Source organism: Methylocystis sp. JAN1 (assembly GCF_052186135.1).
Lineage (GTDB): Bacteria > Pseudomonadota > Alphaproteobacteria > Rhizobiales > Beijerinckiaceae > Methylocystis.
Genome location: NZ_CP181499.1, coordinates 535,318 through 552,223 on the forward strand (window position 1 = coordinate 535,318; position 16,906 = coordinate 552,223).

General features: G+C 66.3%; 17 protein-coding genes. 6 read left to right on the top strand and 11 right to left on the bottom strand.

What is annotated here, in order from left to right; genetic code table 11:
• The 3 genes from lysA to ACNHKD_RS02515 form a co-directional block, all read right to left on the bottom strand.
• On the bottom strand, nt 1–1,266 hold the full coding sequence (lysA, locus tag ACNHKD_RS02505) for a diaminopimelate decarboxylase (protein ID WP_442755557.1): 1,266 nt from the start codon (nt 1,264–1,266) through the stop codon (nt 1–3).
• A gap of 6 nt (nt 1,267–1,272) precedes the next feature.
• Nucleotides 1,273–1,554 (bottom strand): LPS translocon maturation chaperone LptM, encoded by a 282-nt coding sequence (gene lptM, locus ACNHKD_RS02510; RefSeq protein ID WP_442755558.1) that lies wholly within the window; start codon nt 1,552–1,554, stop codon nt 1,273–1,275.
• A 116-nt stretch (nt 1,555–1,670) separates the two neighbouring features.
• On the bottom strand, nt 1,671–2,921 hold the full coding sequence (locus ACNHKD_RS02515; protein ID WP_442756817.1) for a GNAT family N-acetyltransferase: 1,251 nt from the start codon (nt 2,919–2,921) through the stop codon (nt 1,671–1,673).
• Nucleotides 2,922–3,093: 172 nt separating this feature from the next.
• On the opposite strand from ACNHKD_RS02515, the gene ACNHKD_RS02520 reads away from it, so the two are divergent.
• Nucleotides 3,094–3,642, top strand: a complete 549-nt coding sequence (locus tag ACNHKD_RS02520) for a L,D-transpeptidase (RefSeq protein ID WP_442755559.1) — start codon at nt 3,094–3,096, stop codon at nt 3,640–3,642.
• A 150-nt stretch (nt 3,643–3,792) separates the two neighbouring features.
• Nucleotides 3,793–5,721 carry a 1-deoxy-D-xylulose-5-phosphate synthase gene (gene dxs, locus ACNHKD_RS02525; protein ID WP_442755560.1) on the top strand — a complete coding sequence of 643 codons (1,929 nt, stop codon included), beginning with the start codon at nt 3,793–3,795 and terminating at the stop codon, nt 5,719–5,721.
• A gap of 12 nt (nt 5,722–5,733) precedes the next feature.
• On the opposite strand, the gene ACNHKD_RS02530 is transcribed toward dxs, so the two are convergent.
• Genes ACNHKD_RS02530 through ACNHKD_RS02545 form a run of 4 tightly spaced genes read right to left on the bottom strand, consistent with a single transcriptional unit; the run spans nt 5,734 to nt 9,751 of the window.
• Nucleotides 5,734–7,050, bottom strand: coding sequence for a TIGR03808 family TAT-translocated repetitive protein (locus tag ACNHKD_RS02530; RefSeq protein ID WP_442755561.1), 1,317 nt, complete (start codon nt 7,048–7,050; stop codon nt 5,734–5,736).
• A gap of 60 nt (nt 7,051–7,110) precedes the next feature.
• Nucleotides 7,111–7,887: a 3-hydroxybutyrate dehydrogenase gene (locus tag ACNHKD_RS02535; RefSeq protein ID WP_442755562.1), complete on the bottom strand. Its 777-nt coding sequence runs from the start codon at nt 7,885–7,887 to the stop codon at nt 7,111–7,113.
• Between the two features lie 11 nt (nt 7,888–7,898).
• On the bottom strand, nt 7,899–8,639 hold the full coding sequence (locus ACNHKD_RS02540) for an acetoacetate decarboxylase (protein ID WP_442755563.1): 741 nt from the start codon (nt 8,637–8,639) through the stop codon (nt 7,899–7,901).
• Nucleotides 8,636–9,751 (bottom strand): patatin-like phospholipase family protein, encoded by a 1,116-nt coding sequence (locus ACNHKD_RS02545; protein ID WP_442755564.1) that lies wholly within the window; start codon nt 9,749–9,751, stop codon nt 8,636–8,638. The genes ACNHKD_RS02540 and ACNHKD_RS02545 overlap by 4 nt, the downstream gene beginning before the upstream one ends.
• Nucleotides 9,752–9,867: 116 nt before the next feature.
• Between ACNHKD_RS02545 and ACNHKD_RS02550 the strand changes: the two genes are divergently transcribed.
• From ACNHKD_RS02550 to ACNHKD_RS02560, 3 genes are all read left to right on the top strand, one after another.
• Nucleotides 9,868–10,356: a GIY-YIG nuclease family protein gene (locus tag ACNHKD_RS02550; protein WP_442755565.1), complete on the top strand. Its 489-nt coding sequence runs from the start codon at nt 9,868–9,870 to the stop codon at nt 10,354–10,356.
• Between the two features lie 23 nt (nt 10,357–10,379).
• Entirely contained in the window at nt 10,380–11,891 is a 1,512-nt protein-coding gene (gene hisS, locus ACNHKD_RS02555; protein ID WP_442755566.1) for a histidine--tRNA ligase, read from the top strand.
• 145 nt (nt 11,892–12,036) lie between these two features.
• Entirely contained in the window at nt 12,037–12,858 is an 822-nt protein-coding gene (locus ACNHKD_RS02560) for a universal stress protein (protein WP_442755567.1), read from the top strand.
• A gap of 104 nt (nt 12,859–12,962) precedes the next feature.
• On the opposite strand, the gene ACNHKD_RS02565 is transcribed toward ACNHKD_RS02560, so the two are convergent.
• Both ACNHKD_RS02565 and ACNHKD_RS02570 read right to left on the bottom strand, forming a co-directional pair.
• Complete coding sequence (locus ACNHKD_RS02565) at nt 12,963–13,460, bottom strand: META domain-containing protein (protein ID WP_442755568.1); 498 nt, start codon at nt 13,458–13,460, stop codon at nt 12,963–12,965.
• Between the two features lie 320 nt (nt 13,461–13,780).
• The gene (locus tag ACNHKD_RS02570) at nt 13,781–14,776 is read right to left on the bottom strand and encodes a 2-hydroxyacid dehydrogenase (protein ID WP_442755569.1); all 996 of its coding nucleotides are present in this window, start codon (nt 14,774–14,776) and stop codon (nt 13,781–13,783) included.
• Nucleotides 14,777–15,022: 246 nt separating this feature from the next.
• Between ACNHKD_RS02570 and ACNHKD_RS02575 the strand changes: the two genes are divergently transcribed.
• A complete protein-coding gene (locus tag ACNHKD_RS02575) occupies nt 15,023–15,550 on the top strand; it encodes an SH3 domain-containing protein (RefSeq protein ID WP_442755570.1) in 528 nt (175 codons plus the stop codon).
• 1 nt (nt 15,551) lies between these two features.
• On the opposite strand, the gene ACNHKD_RS02580 is transcribed toward ACNHKD_RS02575, so the two are convergent.
• Nucleotides 15,552–15,911, bottom strand: a complete 360-nt coding sequence (locus ACNHKD_RS02580; RefSeq protein ID WP_442755571.1) for a response regulator — start codon at nt 15,909–15,911, stop codon at nt 15,552–15,554.
• The gene (locus tag ACNHKD_RS02585; RefSeq protein ID WP_442755572.1) at nt 15,908–16,891 is read right to left on the bottom strand and encodes a sensor histidine kinase; all 984 of its coding nucleotides are present in this window, start codon (nt 16,889–16,891) and stop codon (nt 15,908–15,910) included. Before ACNHKD_RS02585 ends, ACNHKD_RS02580 begins: the two co-directional genes overlap by 4 nt.
• Nucleotides 16,892–16,906 lie beyond the last annotated feature (15 nt).

The window sequence follows — 16,906 nt, forward strand, 5'->3', positions numbered from 1 at the left end:
TCAAATCCAGTCCGGCACGCGATCCATCGCAATAAGCTCCGCGACGCTCGGGCGCGGGCGGATCACGGCGTAGCGCGCGCCGTCGACCAGCACTTCCGGGATCAGCGGGCGGGTGTTGTAGGTTCCCGCCTGCACCGCGCCATAGGCCCCGGCGGTCAGCACGGCGATCAGCTCGCCGGGCTGCGCTTCCGGCATCTTGCGGTCGAGGGCGAGATAATCGCCTGTCTCGCAGACCGGGCCGACGACGTCGGCGACGATCTCGGCCCGGTCCTTAGATTCGCGCACGGGCAGAAGGTCGTGATGCGCGTCGTAGAGCGTCGGGCGGACGAGGTCGTTCATGCCGGCGTCGGCGATGACGAAGGTCTTGGCCTCGCCCTGCTTCACATAAATGACGCGCGTCACCAGCACGCCGGCGTTGCCGACGATCAGCCGCCCCGGCTCGAAGACGAGCTTGCATCCAAGCCCGCCAAAGTGCTTGCGCACGATCTCGGCGTAGCGCTCCGGATGGTAGGATTGCGGGTCGTCGCCTTCGTGATAGGGGATGCCGAGGCCGCCGCCGAGATCGACATGGCAGACGCGATGGCCGTCGGCGCGCAGATCGCGCACCAGCTCGGCGAGCAGCGTGAAGGCTTCGTCGAAGGGTTCGAGATCGGTGAGCTGCGAGCCGATATGCATGTCGGCGCCCGATATCTCGATCCCCGGCAGCTTCGCCGCGCGGGCGTAGACTTCGCGAGCATGCGACAGCGGCACGCCGAATTTGTTCTCCGACTTGCCGGTCGAAATCTTCTTGTGCGTGCGGGCGTCGACGTCCGGATTGACGCGTAGAGACACCGGCGCCTTCACGCCTCCGGCCGAGGCGGCGCGCGAGATGGCGTCAAGCTCCGGCTCGGATTCGACGTTGAAGCAGAAGATGCCGGCGTCCAGCGCCGCCGCGATTTCCTCCTCCGTCTTGCCCACGCCTGAGAAGGTGATCTTCGAGCCCGGCACGCCGGCCGCCAGAGCGCGGGCGAGCTCGCCGCCCGAGACCACGTCCATGCCGGCGCCTTCCCTGGCGAGGAGGCGGAGCACGGCCTGGTTGGAATTGGCCTTCATCGCATAGCAGACGAGGGCGTCGAGGCCCGTGAAGGCCTGCGAGAAGACGCGGAAGTGCCGGCGGATGGTCGCCGCCGAATAGCAGTAAAAGGGCGTCCCGACCGCGCTTGCGAGTTCGGACATGGCGACGTCTTCGGCGAAGAGCGCGCCGTTGCGATATTCGAAGTGATGCATCGCGTTTTACAGCAGCGGGTCGAGAGGGAAAGGATATTGCTCGGGCGGCCGGTTGCCGATCGTGCCGGGGATCGGCGGCTCGGGCGCCTCCGGGGCCGCCTGTCCGGGCGCCAGCTTTGGCGCGTTGCGCGCGGCCCTGGCCTGCGCTGCCGCCTGTTGCGCCTTCAGCGCCTCGCCGCGGGCCTGCACTTCCGGCGGCAGCTCCAGCGGACCGCGGCGGCCGCAGGCGGAGAGGCTCGCGGCGACGAGCGCGAAGAGGATCAGCAGGCGAGGTCGGCGAAGCGTCACGGGCGGAGTCCGGCTTTTGGCGCGCATTCCGCAGCAAGGAGAACGTGCGGCAAAAATCGCGCGGGGCGAAACGCCGGCACTATACCCGTTGCACCCGAAAAGGCGAGAGCGCCGCTTCAGCTCACCTTGCGCTTTAAGAGGCGGTTCGCGGCGCGTTTGGCGAATTCGCGCATCTGCCGGCGCGCATGGTCCCGGCGGCAGCTCGCGACGAAATCGCGCTCCCGGCGGCTGCGCAGCGACACGGCGAGGTCGCAGACGCCGATGCGGTCCGGCCAGAGCTTGTCGATCAGAGGGTGGTTGGCGATGGCGCAGCTATCCGCATATTCGAGGTCCGGCCGCGCCAGATGCGCCTTGGTCTGCTCATAGATGAGCTGGACGCCCGGCGCCTGCGCGCGCAACCGCTCGTCGAAAGCGATCTTCCAGCAATAACTGCGGCCCTGGCTCTCCAGCACGATCGCCATGGCGATGGGCCGGCCGTCGAGCCGCAGCGACTGGATCTTGCAGCGGCTTTCCCGCGCAAGCATGCGGGTCGCGCTGCGCAGGAAGGTCGCGAGCGCCGGCTCGGAAAGAAAGGCGCCCCGGCCGGCCTTCCAGCCCGACGCCTCCAGCGCCATGAACTCCTCCGCCGCGACCCGGATCTCGTCCGGCGTCTCGTGGGACTCGAAGGTCAGGCGGCCCATTTCCCGCAGGCGGCGGGTCTGGCGGCGCATCTCGGCGAGCTTCTTCTTGGAGCCCGCCCGCGCGCAAAGCTCGTCCGCGTCGCCGCCGGGCAGGAGCGCGGCGCGTTGGTATGACTCCAGAATCTTGACGTTGCGGGCGGCGGAAACGACGGCGCGATCCAGCGCCAGACGGAAACGGCCGTCCGCCGGCATGCGGGAAAAGACGACGCCCGACGACCGGCTGTGCGTCTCCATCCATTCGAGGAAGGCCGCGATCGCTTCCGACGCCATGTCGCGGTCGACGAGAGGCGTCGCCAGCGCGGCCTGCTTGTGGAGCCACATGCGGGTCAGGCCGTCCCCGGTGAGCGGATTGGCGGTCACGATGGGGAAGAGCCCCATCATCCGGCCGGCGCGGCTCCTCACCACGATGAAGCGGGGCCGCTCGCTCAACGGGAAGTGACGCGCCGCGGCAAGCGCGAAGCCTGGCTCGTAAAACGCGTTGGGCTCCAGCGCGCGGGCGGCGAGGTCGGCCCAGTCGGCCTGCGCCGCATCCATTCGCTCAAGCGAGTGCTCATCCGCCTCGAGCGGCGCCTTCGCCCCTTCGAAATCGACGCCGGCGACGAGGCGCGGCGCGCGGCGGCCGTCGGCCAGGCCGAATTCGGCCATGGCCAGAGCGACGCCTTTCATGTTCAGGAACGGCGCGACCATCTTCGACAATCTCCTCTCCTGTCCCATTTTGAGCCCTAAGGGGGAGAAGCTGGGACGCTTGCGGGCGTCTCTCCCCCGAACCGAGGCAGGCGCTTCAAAGCGGGCGCCAGTCCGTCAACCCTGCCGCCGCCTGCGGCTTTACGCGGGTCGCGCGCCGTGATTAGGTCCGGGGATGAAGACGTTTCGGCTCTTTTTTATCGCAGCGGGCCTTTTCGCTTCGGCCTCCGCCCAGGCGACCGTCCGCATTTCGATCGATCTTTCCAGCCAGCGCCTCACCGCCACACGCGGGGGCGAGACCGTCGTGTGGAAAATCTCCAGCGGCAGGCCGGGTTATGAGACTCCGACCGGGCATTATTCCGTCATGCGCATGGAGGCGGACCACCATTCGGACGAATATGAGCAGGCCCCCATGCCCTACGCGATCTTCTTTTCGCCGCGGGGCCTCGCGATTCACGGCACCTTCGAGCGGGGATTGGGCAACCCCCGCTCCCATGGCTGCGTGCGACTCTCGATCTCCAACGCCCAAAAGCTATATGAATGGGTGGAGCAGCAGGGAGCGACGATCGACATTGTCGGCGGGACGCGCGTCGCCGGGCGCGGCTCCCGGGACGAGTCGGCGGGCGCAGAGCGGGCGGAACGCCGCCGCGCGGCGCGGCGCGGGCAGCCGATCGAACTCGAATATCCGGCCTACGCGCCCGAGCAGGCGTTTCGATTTTATTGAAATCGCTTTGTTTTCTTCAGAAACGTTGCCGCTTCGCAACAGTGACGGAAGAATCAGAACCGATGTGCGGCTGCGCATTTGCCGCGCCCCGGCTTAGCGGCTATCCCTAGAATTTGTGGAATTGCGGACAGCCGAGACGAGAGAAAGCCTTTGACGACATCGAAGACCCCCCTTCTCGATCAGATTCCCACGCCCGAGGAGCTGCGCAAGCTTCAGCCCGGCCAGCTCAAGCAGGTTGCGGACGAGCTCCGCCGCGAGACGATCGACGCGGTTTCGGTCACCGGCGGCCATCTGGGCGCGGGACTCGGCGTCGTCGAGCTGACCGTGGCGCTCCATTATGTCTTCGACACGCCGCGCGACCGGATCATCTGGGACGTCGGCCACCAGACCTATCCGCACAAGATCCTCACCGGCCGCCGCGACCGCATCCGCACGCTGCGCACGGGCGGCGGCCTTTCGGGCTTCACCAAGCGCGCCGAGAGCGAGTACGACGCTTTCGGCGCCGGTCATTCCTCGACCTCGATCTCCGCCGGCCTCGGCATGGCGATCGCGCGCGACCTCGCGGGGCACGACAATCACGTCGTCGCGGTCATCGGCGACAGCTCCATGTCGGCGGGCATGGCCTATGAAGCGTTGAACAACGCCGGCGCGCTGGATTCGCGCCTCATCGTCATCCTCAACGACAACGACATGTCCATCGCGCCGCCGACCGGCGCCATGTCGGCCTATCTGGCGCGCCTCGTCTCGGGCGGCGCCTATCGCTCGATCCGCGACGCCGCCAAGCAGCTCGCCTCGCATCTGCCGCGCTTCATCTACGACAAGGCGCGCAAGGCCGAGGAGTTCTCGCGGAGCTTCATCACCGGCGGCACCATGTTCGAGGAGCTCGGCTTTTATTATGTGGGGCCGATCGACGGGCACAATCTCGACCATCTGCTGCCCGTGCTCCAGAACGTTCGCGACAAGGACGACGGCCCGGTGCTGGTCCATGTCGTGACGCAGAAGGGCAAGGGCTATGCGCCCGCCGAGGCGTCAGACGACAAATATCACGGCGTTGTGAAATTCGACGTCGAAACCGGCAAGCAGTTCAAGCCCAAGGCCAACGCCCCGTCCTATACGGGCGTCTTCGCCAAGGCGCTGATCGCCGAGGCCGAACATGACGACAAGATCGTCGCGGTCACGGCGGCCATGCCGACGGGCACGGGCCTCGATCTTTTCGGCAAGCATTTCCCGAGCCGCACCTTCGACGTGGCCATCGCGGAACAGCACGCCGTCACCTTCGCGGCGGGCCTCGCCTGCGAGGGCTACAAGCCCTTCTGCGCGCTCTACTCGACTTTCCTGCAGCGCGGCTACGATCAGGTGGTGCACGACGTCGCCATCCAGCATCTGCCGGTGCGCTTCGCCATCGACCGCGCCGGTCTCGTCGGCGCGGACGGCCCGACTCACGCCGGGGCCTTCGACATCGCCTATCTCGGCTGCCTGCCGGGCATGGTGGTGATGGCCGCCGCCGACGAGGCTGAGCTGATGCACATGGTCTCGACCGCCGTCGCCTATGAGGAAGGCCCGATCGCCTTCCGTTATCCGCGCGGCGAGGGCGTGGGCGTCGATCTGCCCGAGCGCGGCGAGATTCTCGACATCGGCAAGGGCCGCGTCCTGCGCGAAGGCTCCAAGGTGGCGCTTCTGACGCTCGGCACCCGTCTCGCCGACGCGATGAAGGCCGCCGAGGAACTGGAAAATTACGGCGTCTCGACGACGGTCGCCGACGCGCGCTTCGCCAAGCCGATCGACCGCGACCTCGTGCGCCGCCTCGCGGCCAATCACGAAGTCCTTATCACGGTCGAGGAAGGCTCGATCGGCGGCTTCGGCGCCCAGGTCTTCCAGGCGCTCTCGGACGACGGCCTGCTCGACGGAACGCGCGGCGTCTTCAAGTTCCGCAGCCTGACGCTGCCCGACGCCTATATCGACCACGACAAGCACGAGATGATGCTCGCCAAGGCGATGCTCGACTCGAAGGCCATGGTCGCCAAGGCGCTGGAGCTTCTCGGCGACGAGAAGGGCGCGGCGCGGGTGATGATCGCGTAAACGCGGCGTGATCTAAGGCGTCTCGTTCTCCCGCACGACCAGCCGCGGATATGTCTTCGCGCCCGGCTTTGCGAGATCCCCCGGCAGGAAGTTCATCCCGGCCGTGGCGATCACAGCGCCCTTTCGGGCGCTGATCCTGTTGCGGGCGACGAGCGCGTCGCCGGCGCCTTCGCCGGTCGCCAGCGCGATTCCGTAATCCACGCCCGAAATCCGATTCGCCTCGGCGCGCAGATTCTCGCGCCAGCCGCCGAGCGCGATTCCGATCCACCCCGGTCCGACGATCGTGTTCCCGGTCACCTCGACATTCTTCTCGGCGAGAACGCCCGTGAGCCAGAGCATTTCCGGCCCGAACTCCGGGTCTTTCACGCCCTTGCGCATATTGACGATCGTGTTGCCGGAGACGATCGCGCCATCCGTGCCCTTGTCGGCGTTGGCCACGGCGACGCCGGCGCCCGCGTCCTCGATGCGATTGTCGCGAAAGACCGAGTTCCTCGCGCCGAATTCGGCGTACATCGCCTTCTCGCCGAAGGTCTTACAGTCGTTTCCGATCACTTCGACGTTATGCGCGCCGTTATTGCGCACGGCGGTGTAGACGCAGCGGCAGATGCGGTTCTTTTCCACGCGCACGACACCCGCGCCCCAGATGAAGACGCCGTTGCCATAGGGGCCGTTGCCGCCCGAGCGGTTGTCGATGTCCTCGATTGCGTTGTTGCGAATGCGCGAGCCGTCATAGCGGCCCGCCGAAGTCGCATAGATGAGCACGCCATTGTCGCCGCAGCGGCGGATATGGTTGTTGTCGACGTCGACGCCGAGACCGTCCAGCGAATAGAGGCCGACATCGGCGATCTCCGAAATCTCGTTTTGCGCAAAGGCGCCGCCGCAGCGCGTAAGGTTCACGCCTCGCGCCGAGGAGCGGCGGATGGCGCAGCCGCTGACGGAGAGATTAATGACGTCCGAGAAATCGAGGAGGCCCTTCTCTTTCGGGATGAAGCCGGCGGCGCCGTCGAAGACGATATTTTCGAGCGCGATCCGCCGCGCCATGGTCGCCGAGAGCAGGGGGCCGGCGCCCGAGAGCTTCAGCACGGTGCGTCCCGGAACGCCCTTGAGGATCGCCCCGTCGGGAAGGTCGAGGCCCATCAGCGCGATGTCGCCCGCCGGCAGGGAAACCGAGGCGCCCTTGCGCGCGGCCTCGCCCAGACGCTGGGCGAGATCCTGGCTCCGGGCCTGAGCGAGAGGGGAGGGCAGGCAAAGCGACGCGCTCGCGGCGCCGCAAAGGCGCAGCATCCGGCGGCGGGAGGGCGGATCGAACAAAGGACGGTCGCGCGACATTTTCAGATTGTCGCGCCTCCGCGCCCTTCGGTCGAGCCCGCGATGCGGGAAGGGTGAATCTCAGTTCATATGCCAGCCGTGGCTGACGATGATCGACTCGCCGGTGAGCGCGTTGGTCCTGAACGCCGCGAGCATCAGCGCGACCTCCGCCACGTCCTCCGCCTTGGTGAACTGGCTGTCGACGGTCTCCTTCAGCAGCACGTCGGTCACGACCTGCTTTTCGCTGATGCCGAGCTCCTGCGCCTGCTCGGGGATCTGCTTCTCGACGAGCGGCGTCATGACGAAGCCGGGGCAGATGGCGTTGGCGCGGACATTATGCCTCGCGCCTTCCTTGGCCATCACGCGGGTCAACCCCAATATGCCGTGCTTCGCCGCGACATAGGCCGATTTGAGCGGCGACGCCTCGTGGCTGTGGACCGAGCCCATATAGATCAGCGCGCCCGATTTCTGCGGATACATATATTTGACGCAGGCCTTGGTCGTGAGAAAGGCGCCGTCGAGATGAATGGCGAGCACCTTCTTCCAGTCCGCGAAGGGGAACTCCTCGATCGGATGCACGATCTGGACGCCCGCGTTGGAGACGAGCGCGTCGATCGTCCCGAACCATTTCGCGGCGGCGTCGACGCCCGCGTTCACCTGTTCCTCATTCGACACGTCCATGCTGACGCCGATCGCGACCTTCTCGCCGCCGAGTTCGGCCGCCGCCGCCTTGGCCGCGTCGATGTTGAGGTCGGCGATCGCGACGCGGCCCTGCGCTTCGACGAAACGCTTGGCGATGGCGTGGCCGATGCCGCTCGCGGCGCCGGTGATGAGGCTGACTTTTCCGTCGAGAGTCATAAGCGCGCCTTTCAGGAAGCGAGATAATCGAAAACGACCGTTCCAAGCCCGAGGGTGAGGTCGGCGAGGATATGCGTCGCGGAGAGGATTTCCCGCACCGGAAGATCGGCGACGGGCGCCAGCGCGTGGGGCGCGAGTTCAAGGGAGGCGGGGCCGGTCCAGGCGCCTTTCACCGTGACGTCCTCAAGCCGGTAATCGACGAGCTCCAGAATCCGCGGCGAGCCGTCGACATGCGGAATGATCTTGAGAAGATAATTCGGAACGGACATTGACTTCAAAACCGCCGCCGGGTCGAGCGCGACATGCTTGTAGCCCATGGCGCCCGTCGCGATGCGCCGCGAGCCGTAGTCGAGCGCGCCGACAAGCACGTCGCGTTCGACGGCAAGCGTGGGTTGTGCGAATTTCTTGGGAAAGCCCCACAATTCCCGCCCGCCGTAAATCGGCGGGCCGTCATTGAGATACATGGCGTGCGTATAGTTACCGCGCCGCCCCTCGAAGGTGACGGGGATGACCTGGCCTGACTCCGTATAGTCGCCGAAGCCGGTCGAGTCCGGCATCCGGATGAATTCGAAATTCACGATGGGATCGGCGAAAGCGAGCGGCTCGGGAACGACTCTCGCGAGCGCTTCGGGGTCGGTGCGGTAGGAAATGATCAGATATTCGCGATTGACGAATCTGTAGGGCCCCTTCGGGAAGGCCGGGCTCGTCAGCGGCATGGCGAAGGCGGTGCGGCGGATGTCGTCCGGAGTCATGGGGCGTTTCCCTTCGTCAGATCGAGTATGGCGACGCCGTGATCCGGCGGCGCGCGGTCGCGCCACGCCGGATGCGCAAGCGTGGACGCGACGTCGCGCTCTCCCGCGGACCAGTTTTCCATCATTGTGTAACGGGAAAATTCATAGTCCTTCGACGTCGTCTCATAGGCGGCGGCGCGGTGGATGAGCTGCACGATGGTGATCGCCGCCCCGCAGCCGAAATTCGTCAGCGCGCGCCAGTCGGGATCGTCGCGCAGCGCTTCCGGAATCTTTTCGCTCAAGCGCCGGATATGGCGGCGGATGGTCTGAATGTCGCGGAACACGTCGGTGTTCAGCCTCGTGCGGCTTGAATAGCGGATGTCTTTTTCGCGCTGCGCCACGTCGATCAGCGTCGTGGGCGCGGGGCCGCGCGCGCTGAACAGATCGATTTGAAAAACGCACATGTGCTCGCGGGAGCCGCACATTTCCAGCACGTATTGAAGCGGCGTGTTGGAGACGAGGCCGCCGTCCCAGTAGAGGTCGCCGTCGATCTCCACCGGCGGAAAGCCCGGCGGCAGCGCGCCGCTCGCCATGATGTGCTCGGGCGTGATGCGTTCGTTCTGCGAATCGAAATAACGGAAATTTCCCGTCCGCACATTGACGGCGCCGACGCTGATCCGCGTCTCGCCGGAATTGAGCCGGTCGAAATCGACGAGCTCCAGCAAAGTCTCGCGCAACGGCCTGGTGCCGTAGACGCTGACCGCTGTCTCGTTTGCGGGCCACAGGAGCGGCGGCGACGGGCGCGGGGAGAAAAAGCCGGGCACGCCGAAGGTCGCCGTCGTCGCCGCGCTGAACTCGTTGAAGGCCCGCCGCGTAACGACATCGTCGGAAAGCGGCGGAACCTGCAGGCGGCTCGTCATGCGGCTCCAGAGCTCGGACAGCCGCTCCACGCGCCTCTCAGGAGGATTTCCGCAAATGACGGCGGCGTTGATCGCGCCGATGGAGATGCCCGCGACCCAGTCGGGCGCGTGGCCGGCGCTCATGAGGGCCGCGACGGCCCCGGCCTGATAGGAGCCGAGCGCGCCGCCGCCCTGCAGGACGAGAACATTTTTTTCGCCGAGCGCCGTGGTCATCCAACCCTCGCCGACAATACGTTTTATCCAGCTTAGCGGTTTCGCGCGCGCGGCGGTAGAAATTTTGCGATGCGGCAAATTTTTCGTTTCTGCGCGGCGGGCGGAGACCTGAGAAGATGCGACTGTCTGAAACGCCGCGAATGGACTTCATCGCCTCCGCCGACCGGGCTCCCCCATGCCCTGGCGCCTATGCGCTGTGGTTGCGGCTGGCTGCGCCGCTCGCGGTCAGGGCCGGCGCGAACTTCGGCGCGCTCGGCGCCGGCGACTATCTCTATTGCGGCTCCGCCAACGGTCCAGGCGGCCTGCGGGCGCGGCTCGCGCGCCACATGCGGAAGGACAGGCGCGCGCATTGGCATGTGGACCAGCTTACGGCCGAGGGCGCGGTTATCGGGGCTTTCATCGTCGAGGGCGGGAGCGAATGCGCGCTCAACGCAGCGCTTTCGGACCTCCCCGCCCCGCTGCCGGGCTTCGGCAGCTCCGACTGCCCGCGCTGCGTTTCGCATCTGCGATATTTTCCGCGCCTGGCGCGGCTTCCTTACGACTGGGAAAATGCTAGGAAGGCGGCGAAATTCATTCCACCTCCCCCTCAGATGGAGGGCGATTGAGCGCCCGCGCGGCGAAAGGCGATATGTCCGACGAAAAAAAATCGAAAGTCGAAGCCCGCAGCCCGCGCGGCTTCGCGGATCGCGAGGCGGGGGAGATCGCGGCGACGAACCGCATGCTCGACGTCATCCGCTCGGTTTATGAGCTTTACGGCTTCGAGGCGATGGAGACCCCGGCCTTCGAATATACGGACGCGCTCGGCAAGTTCCTGCCCGATCAGGACCGGCCGAACGAAGGCGTCTTCTCGCTGCAGGACGACGACGAGCAGTGGCTCTCGCTGCGCTACGACCTCACCGCGCCCCTCGCGCGCTACGTCGCGCAGAATTTCGATCGGCTGCCGAAGCCCTATCGCTCCTATCGCTGCGGCCCCGTCTTCCGCAACGAGAAGCCGGGACCGGGGCGCTTCCGGCAGTTCATGCAGTTCGACGCGGATACGGTGGGCTCCGCCTCGCCGGCCGCCGACGCGGAAATCTGCATGATGGCGTCGGACGCGCTGGAGAAGCTCGGCGTCGCGCGCGGCGACTACGTCATCAAGATCAACAGCCGCAAGGTGCTCGACGGCGTGATGGAGGCGATCGGGATCGGCGGCGAGGAGAACGCCGGCCGCCGCCTCGTCGTGCTCCGCGCCATCGACAAGCTCGACCGTCTCGGTCCTGACGGCGTGCGCCAGTTGCTGGGCGAGGGGCGCAAGGACGAAAGCGGCGATTTCACCAAGGGCGCCGGCCTGCCGCTCCCGGCGATCGACACCATCCTCTCCTTCAGCCTCGGCGGCCAATACAAGGACGGCAAGCCGCAATTCGACCTTTTCGGCCTGCTCGGCAAGAGCGATATCGGCGCGCAGGGCGCGGAGGAACTCCTCGAGATCGAGGATCTCGCCCGTGACGCCGGCTACGGGCCGGACCGCGTCCGCATCGATCCATCGGTCGTGCGGGGGCTCGAATATTACACCGGTCCCGTCTTCGAGGCCGACCTCACCTTCGAGACGCGCGACGAAAAGGGGCGTCCGGTGCGCTTCGGTTCGGTCGGCGGCGGCGGCCGCTATGACGGGCTCGTGGGCCGCTTCCGGCCGGAGAACACGCCGGCGACCGGTTTCTCCATCGGCGTCTCGCGCCTTTTCGCGGCGCTGAAGCTCGTGGGGAGCCCCATCGTCACGGCCCGGCCGCATGTCGGCCCCGTGGTGGTGCTGGCGCTCGACCGCGACCGGCTCGCCGATTATCAGCGCATGGTCGCCCGTCTTCGCAGCGCCGGGATCGCGGCCGAGCTTTACCTCGGCGCGGCGGGCATGAAGGCGCAGATGAAATATGCCGACCGCCGCCGCTCCCCCCTTGTGATCATCCAGGGCTCGGACGAAAAGGCGAAGGGCGAGGTTCAGATCAAGGACCTCGTCGCCGGCGCCAAGGCGGCCGCCGACATCGCCACCAATGAGGAATGGAAGGCCGCGCGTCCCGCGCAGGTCGCGGTCGCGGAGGACGATCTCATTGCCGAGGTGCGAAACGTGCTCGCGGCGCAGCAGGCGCCCTCCTCCGACCTCGCGTGAGCGGGGGTCGGATGCGGGCGGCCGATGCGGCTCCGCGCTTCACTTCGCTGGCGACGGCTTTTTCGCCCTGCCTGCGGCAAGAGCCCGTCTAGGCGCGCCTCCCTCGGCGATATAGGTTTAGCCGAAGAACCCAGGGAGATGCGCAATGCTCGGCGAGCCGCCCAAATCCATCGTCCATCCCACGGACCTCTCCTTCGCGAGCCAGGAGGCCTTCGCCCATGCGCTGCGAATCGCCGTCGCGACGAAGGGCCTGCTGCATCTCCTCCATATCGAGGAGGCGGAGCAGCAGGACTCGGACGATTGGGACCGTTTCCCCCATGTGCGCGAAATGCTCGCACGCTGGCGCATGATCGCGCCCGCCGCCTCGCGCGCGGAGGTCGCCGAAAAGCTTGGCGTCAAATTCGTGAAGGCCTCGGTCGAATCGGCCTCGCCCGTCCATGGCGTCGCGGCCTATGTGACGAAGCATCTTTGCGACCTCATGGTGCTGATGACGCATAACCGCACGGGCCTCGAGCGCTGGCTGGAGGAGTCGATCGCCGAGGAAGCGGCGCGGGAGACGCGGACGCCCGCCCTTTTCCTGCGCGAAGATCAATCGGGCTTCGTCGATCGCGAGACCGGAAAGGTGAAGCTCGACACGGTGCTGATGCCGGTCGAGGCCAGCGTGCCGCCGCTCGACGCCTTCCGCCATATCGCGGATTTCGCCCATGCGCTGAACCCGGCCGCGGATGTCATGCTGCTGCATGTCGGCGAAGACCTGCCGATCTTCGACGGGCTGCTGCCCCATATCGAATTACGCAAGGGCCCGGTGATCGAGACGATTCTTTCGTACGCGAAGGAGATTGGCGCCGATCTCATCGCCATGCCGACTCAGGGCCGCCGCGGCCTGCTCGACGCCTTGCGCGGCTCGACGACCGAGCGCGCGCTGCGCGAGAGCCCCTGCCCGGTTTACGCCGTGCCGGCGAAGTAGCAGGCTCCCCCACAAGCGGGGGAGAAAACGCTCGCCATCAACATGCGGATGAAGGCCACGGGTCCGCCCCTCGCCCGCAAAGCGGGGAAGGTTGGGGAAGGGCTTTACAGCGACCGCTGGAATTTCAGCACGCCGCCCTTGAAACCGCGCAAGATCAGATCGTCGCCCTTCACGTCCCAGTAGGGGCCGGAGAGCAGCACGTTCCAATAGTCGCGCTCTATGCTCGCCAGCGCGCCGTCGCAGCCGCGCTCATTGACCGCCGGCATCGCCTTGGGGCCGAGGCGGTCGGGGCCGATGACGAAGACGCCCGACCAGTTCTTGCAGCCGGAAAAGCCGTTGGCGCGGCCGGTCGAGTCGATGTTGATCCACATCTCGACCGGCGGGGCCTTGCCGTTGATCTCGACGAGGTTGAAGTTGCGGTTGTGCGGAAAGGGCACGTAGCGCGGAATGCCGGTGTCCTTGTTTCCGGCCTCGCCGCCCTGCTGCTGCTGTTCCTGGCCCTGGCCTTCTTCGGCGGGCTTGGCGCGCTTCTTGGCGTCGGCGGGGCCGGCGATCGTCGCGACGCAGAGGGCGGCGGCGAGGATCGGGAAAAATCGGTTCATATGCTTCCTCTCCCCGGCGCGCCTGTCCTCGCATGAACCATGCGAGCGGCAGGAAATCGCGCCAAATCAGATTGCCTGAGCGCATTCATATTGCAAAAGCCATCGACTTTTGCGGAAGGCGCTCCGGGAATGCTTCGGATCTCACGCAAAATTGCCCGAATCGCGGCAGGCCGCGCGGGTTGCGAGAGGTTAAGGCGCCGGCCGTCGTCAATCGAGTCGTTTGGCCGCCCCCTCTCACCCTGAAAGCGGGGAGAGGGAAAAAGACTCCCGCGACTGCGGCTCACTTATTTCCGGACCACGCCTAAGACCCCTCCGCCTTATCACAACATGCTCGGCAGCACGCGGTCCGGCGGACGGTGGCCGTCCATGAAGGTCTTGATATTGATGATGACCTTCTCGCCCATGTCCACGCGGCCCTCGATGGTCGCCGACCCCATATGCGGCAAAAGCGTGACCTTGCCCGCCTGGGCGAGCTTCAGCAGCTTCGGCGACACGGCGGGCTCATGCTCGAACACGTCGAGGCCGGCGCCCGAAATTTCGTTCGCCTCCAGCATGCGCACCAGCGCGTTCTCATCGACGATCTCGCCGCGCGCCGTGTTCACGAGAATGGCGTGCGGGCGCAGATGCTTGAGCCGGCGAGCCGACAGCAGATGATAGGTCGCGGGCGTATGCGGGCAGTGGATCGACACGATGTCGACGCGCGCCAGCATCTGGTCGAGGGACTCCCAATAGGTCGCCTCCAGACTCTCCTCGATCTCGACGGGGACGCGGCGGCGGTTGTGATAGTGGATCGAGAGGCCGAAAGCCTTGGCGCGGCGGGCGAGCGCCTGGCCGATGCGGCCCATGCCGACAATGCCGAGGCGCTTGCCGGTGATTCGGTGGCCAAGCATCCAGGTCGGCGACCAGCCGGCCCAGTTGCCCTCGGGGATCGCTCTCGCGCCCTCGACGAGGCGGCGCGCGACGGAGAGAATCAGCGCCATGGTCATATCGGCGGTGTCCTCGGTGAGGACGCCCGGCGTGTTGGTCACGGTGATGGAGCGGCCGAGGGCTGAGGCGACGTCGATATTGTCGACGCCGTTGCCGAAATTCGCGATGAGCTTCATCTGTTCGCCAGCCTGGGAGATAAGGCCCGAATCGATCCGGTCGGTGATGGTCGGCACCAGCACCTCGGCCGTGCGCATCGCCTCCGCCAGCTCGTCATGGCTCATCGGCTTGTCGCTCTCGTTCAGCCGCGTGTCGAAGAGCTCGCACATGCGGGTCTCGATCACTTCGGGCAGACGGCGCGTCACGACAACGAGCGGCTTCTTCTTCGGCATCTTGCGCTTCGTCCTCTCGGCTCGCTCGACGGTTGCTGCGTGGCGAAAACTCAAAAACTTCTATACAACGTTCTAAACCGCGACGTTCGAGTCGGCCAGCCGGGCCGACTCCCGCAAGCGACGCGGCGCTTGGCCTGCTTCAACCCGGTCTTAACGACGGCAGGCGACAAAAAGACGATGCCGCCCGACGCTGTTTCGTTCCTAGCAGATGACGGGCCAAAGACAAGACGAGCGATCATTGCCATCATGCGGCGACGGGATAGCGAAACTTTGACAGGCTTGCGCGCGGCTCTCGGCCTTTTCGCCCTGATCTTCGCCCTGCCAACGCGGGCGCAGGAGCCGCAGAAGGGGCCGGTGAGCAATCTGCCCGTTCCGCGATATGTCAGCCTCAAATCCGACCGCGTGAACGTCCGGGAGGGGCCGAGCAAGGAGCATCCGACCGTCTGGATCTACCAGCGCGCCGGACTCCCCGTGGAGATCACCGCCGAGTTCGAGACCTGGCGCAAGATCCGCGACTCGGAAGGCTCCGAGGGCTGGGTGCTGCATTCGCTGCTCTCGGGCCGCCGCACGGCCCTCGTCGCGCCCTGGAAGAAGGAGCCGCAGATTCTCGTGGCGTCCGATCATACGACCGCGGTCGCCAAGCTCGGGCCGGGCGTGATCGGGAATCTGCGCGGCTGCGACGGGAAATGGTGCCGCCTCTCCGGGCAGGGCTTCGACGGCTATATGCAGCAGGAAAATCTCTGGGGCGTCTATCCAGGCGAGAAGGTGGAATAGTCTAGGCGAGGCGCGCCTTCAGCGCGTCGAGGCACAGGGCGAGCGCGGCCTTGCTGAAGGGCTTCGTCACGACCGGGGCGGCCGCGTGCGCGGCGAGAACGCCCTGGGCGCCATAGCCCGTCACGAAGGCGAAGGGCTTGTTGCGCCGCTCCAGCACCCCCGGCAGGACATAGGCCTTCTGCCCGTTCAGATTGACGTCGAGAAAGGCGAGGTCAAAATCGCCCGTCGTCGCCATCTCGAGCGCCTCCTGCACGTTCCCGGCGACGCCGACCACGCGGCAACCCAGCTCTTCCAGAAACATTTCGAGCGCCATGGCGATGACGGCTTCGTCCTCGACGATCAGCGCGCGCGGGCCGCTCACCTCAGCACCTCGGCGCAAAGGGGCGCGGCGATCTCGCAGCGCAGCCCGTCCCGCAGATAGGCCAGCTTCACCTCGCCCCCCGCGTCGGCCGCGAGCGTGCGTTCGATCAGCCGCGTGCCGAAGCCCTTCCGGCTCGGCGGATCGACGGCGGGACCGCCATATTCCCGCCAGGAGAAGCGAAGCTGCGGCGTGTTGCGCGAGGCGTCGACGCCCCACGAAATCGCGACCCTGCCGTCCCGCGACAGCGCGCCGTATTTGACGGCGTTGGTGCAGAGTTCGTGCAGCGTCATGGCGAGCGCCGCCGCGATGCGGGGCGAGAGATCCACATCCGGTCCGTCCATGTCGAAATTGACCTCCCCGGCCGGCGCGACGGCGGTCCGGACCAGTTGCCGGATCTGGGCGCGCGTCCAGCTCTCCTGCGTGAGAATGTCGTGCACTGCGGCGAGGGCGAGCAGCCGGTTCTCGAAAAGCTCCGCCGCGTCGGGCTTCATCTCGCGCAGGGAATGCACGGCGATGGAATGAATGGTCGCGAGCGTGTTCTTGACGCGATGGTTGAGCTCGTTGACGAGGAGCTGCAAATGCTCGCGCTGGCGCTCCTGCTCGGTGACGTCGGTGTTGGTCCCGTACCAGCCGACGATGGCGCCGTTCTCCCTCAGAGGTTCGATTCGCGTGAGAAAGGGCCTGTAGACGCCGTCCTTCCCCTTGAGGGGAAAGATCATCTTGAAGGGTTCCCCATGCTCGATGGCGTACATCCAGCGCTCGAGCATTTTGGGGAGGACGTCGGGATGGTGCACCGATTGCCAGCCCCAGCCCGCCATTTCCTCCGGAGTCGCGCCGGTATATTCGTACCAGCGGCGGTTGTACCAGAGAATCCACCCGTCAGGACGGGCCATCCAGGCCAGATTGGGAATGCAATTGGCGAGCGCCTTGAACTGCGCGTAGGTGATTTCGGGTTCGTCCCGCGCCGGCTGATAGGCCATCAGCTTCCCCCCCGC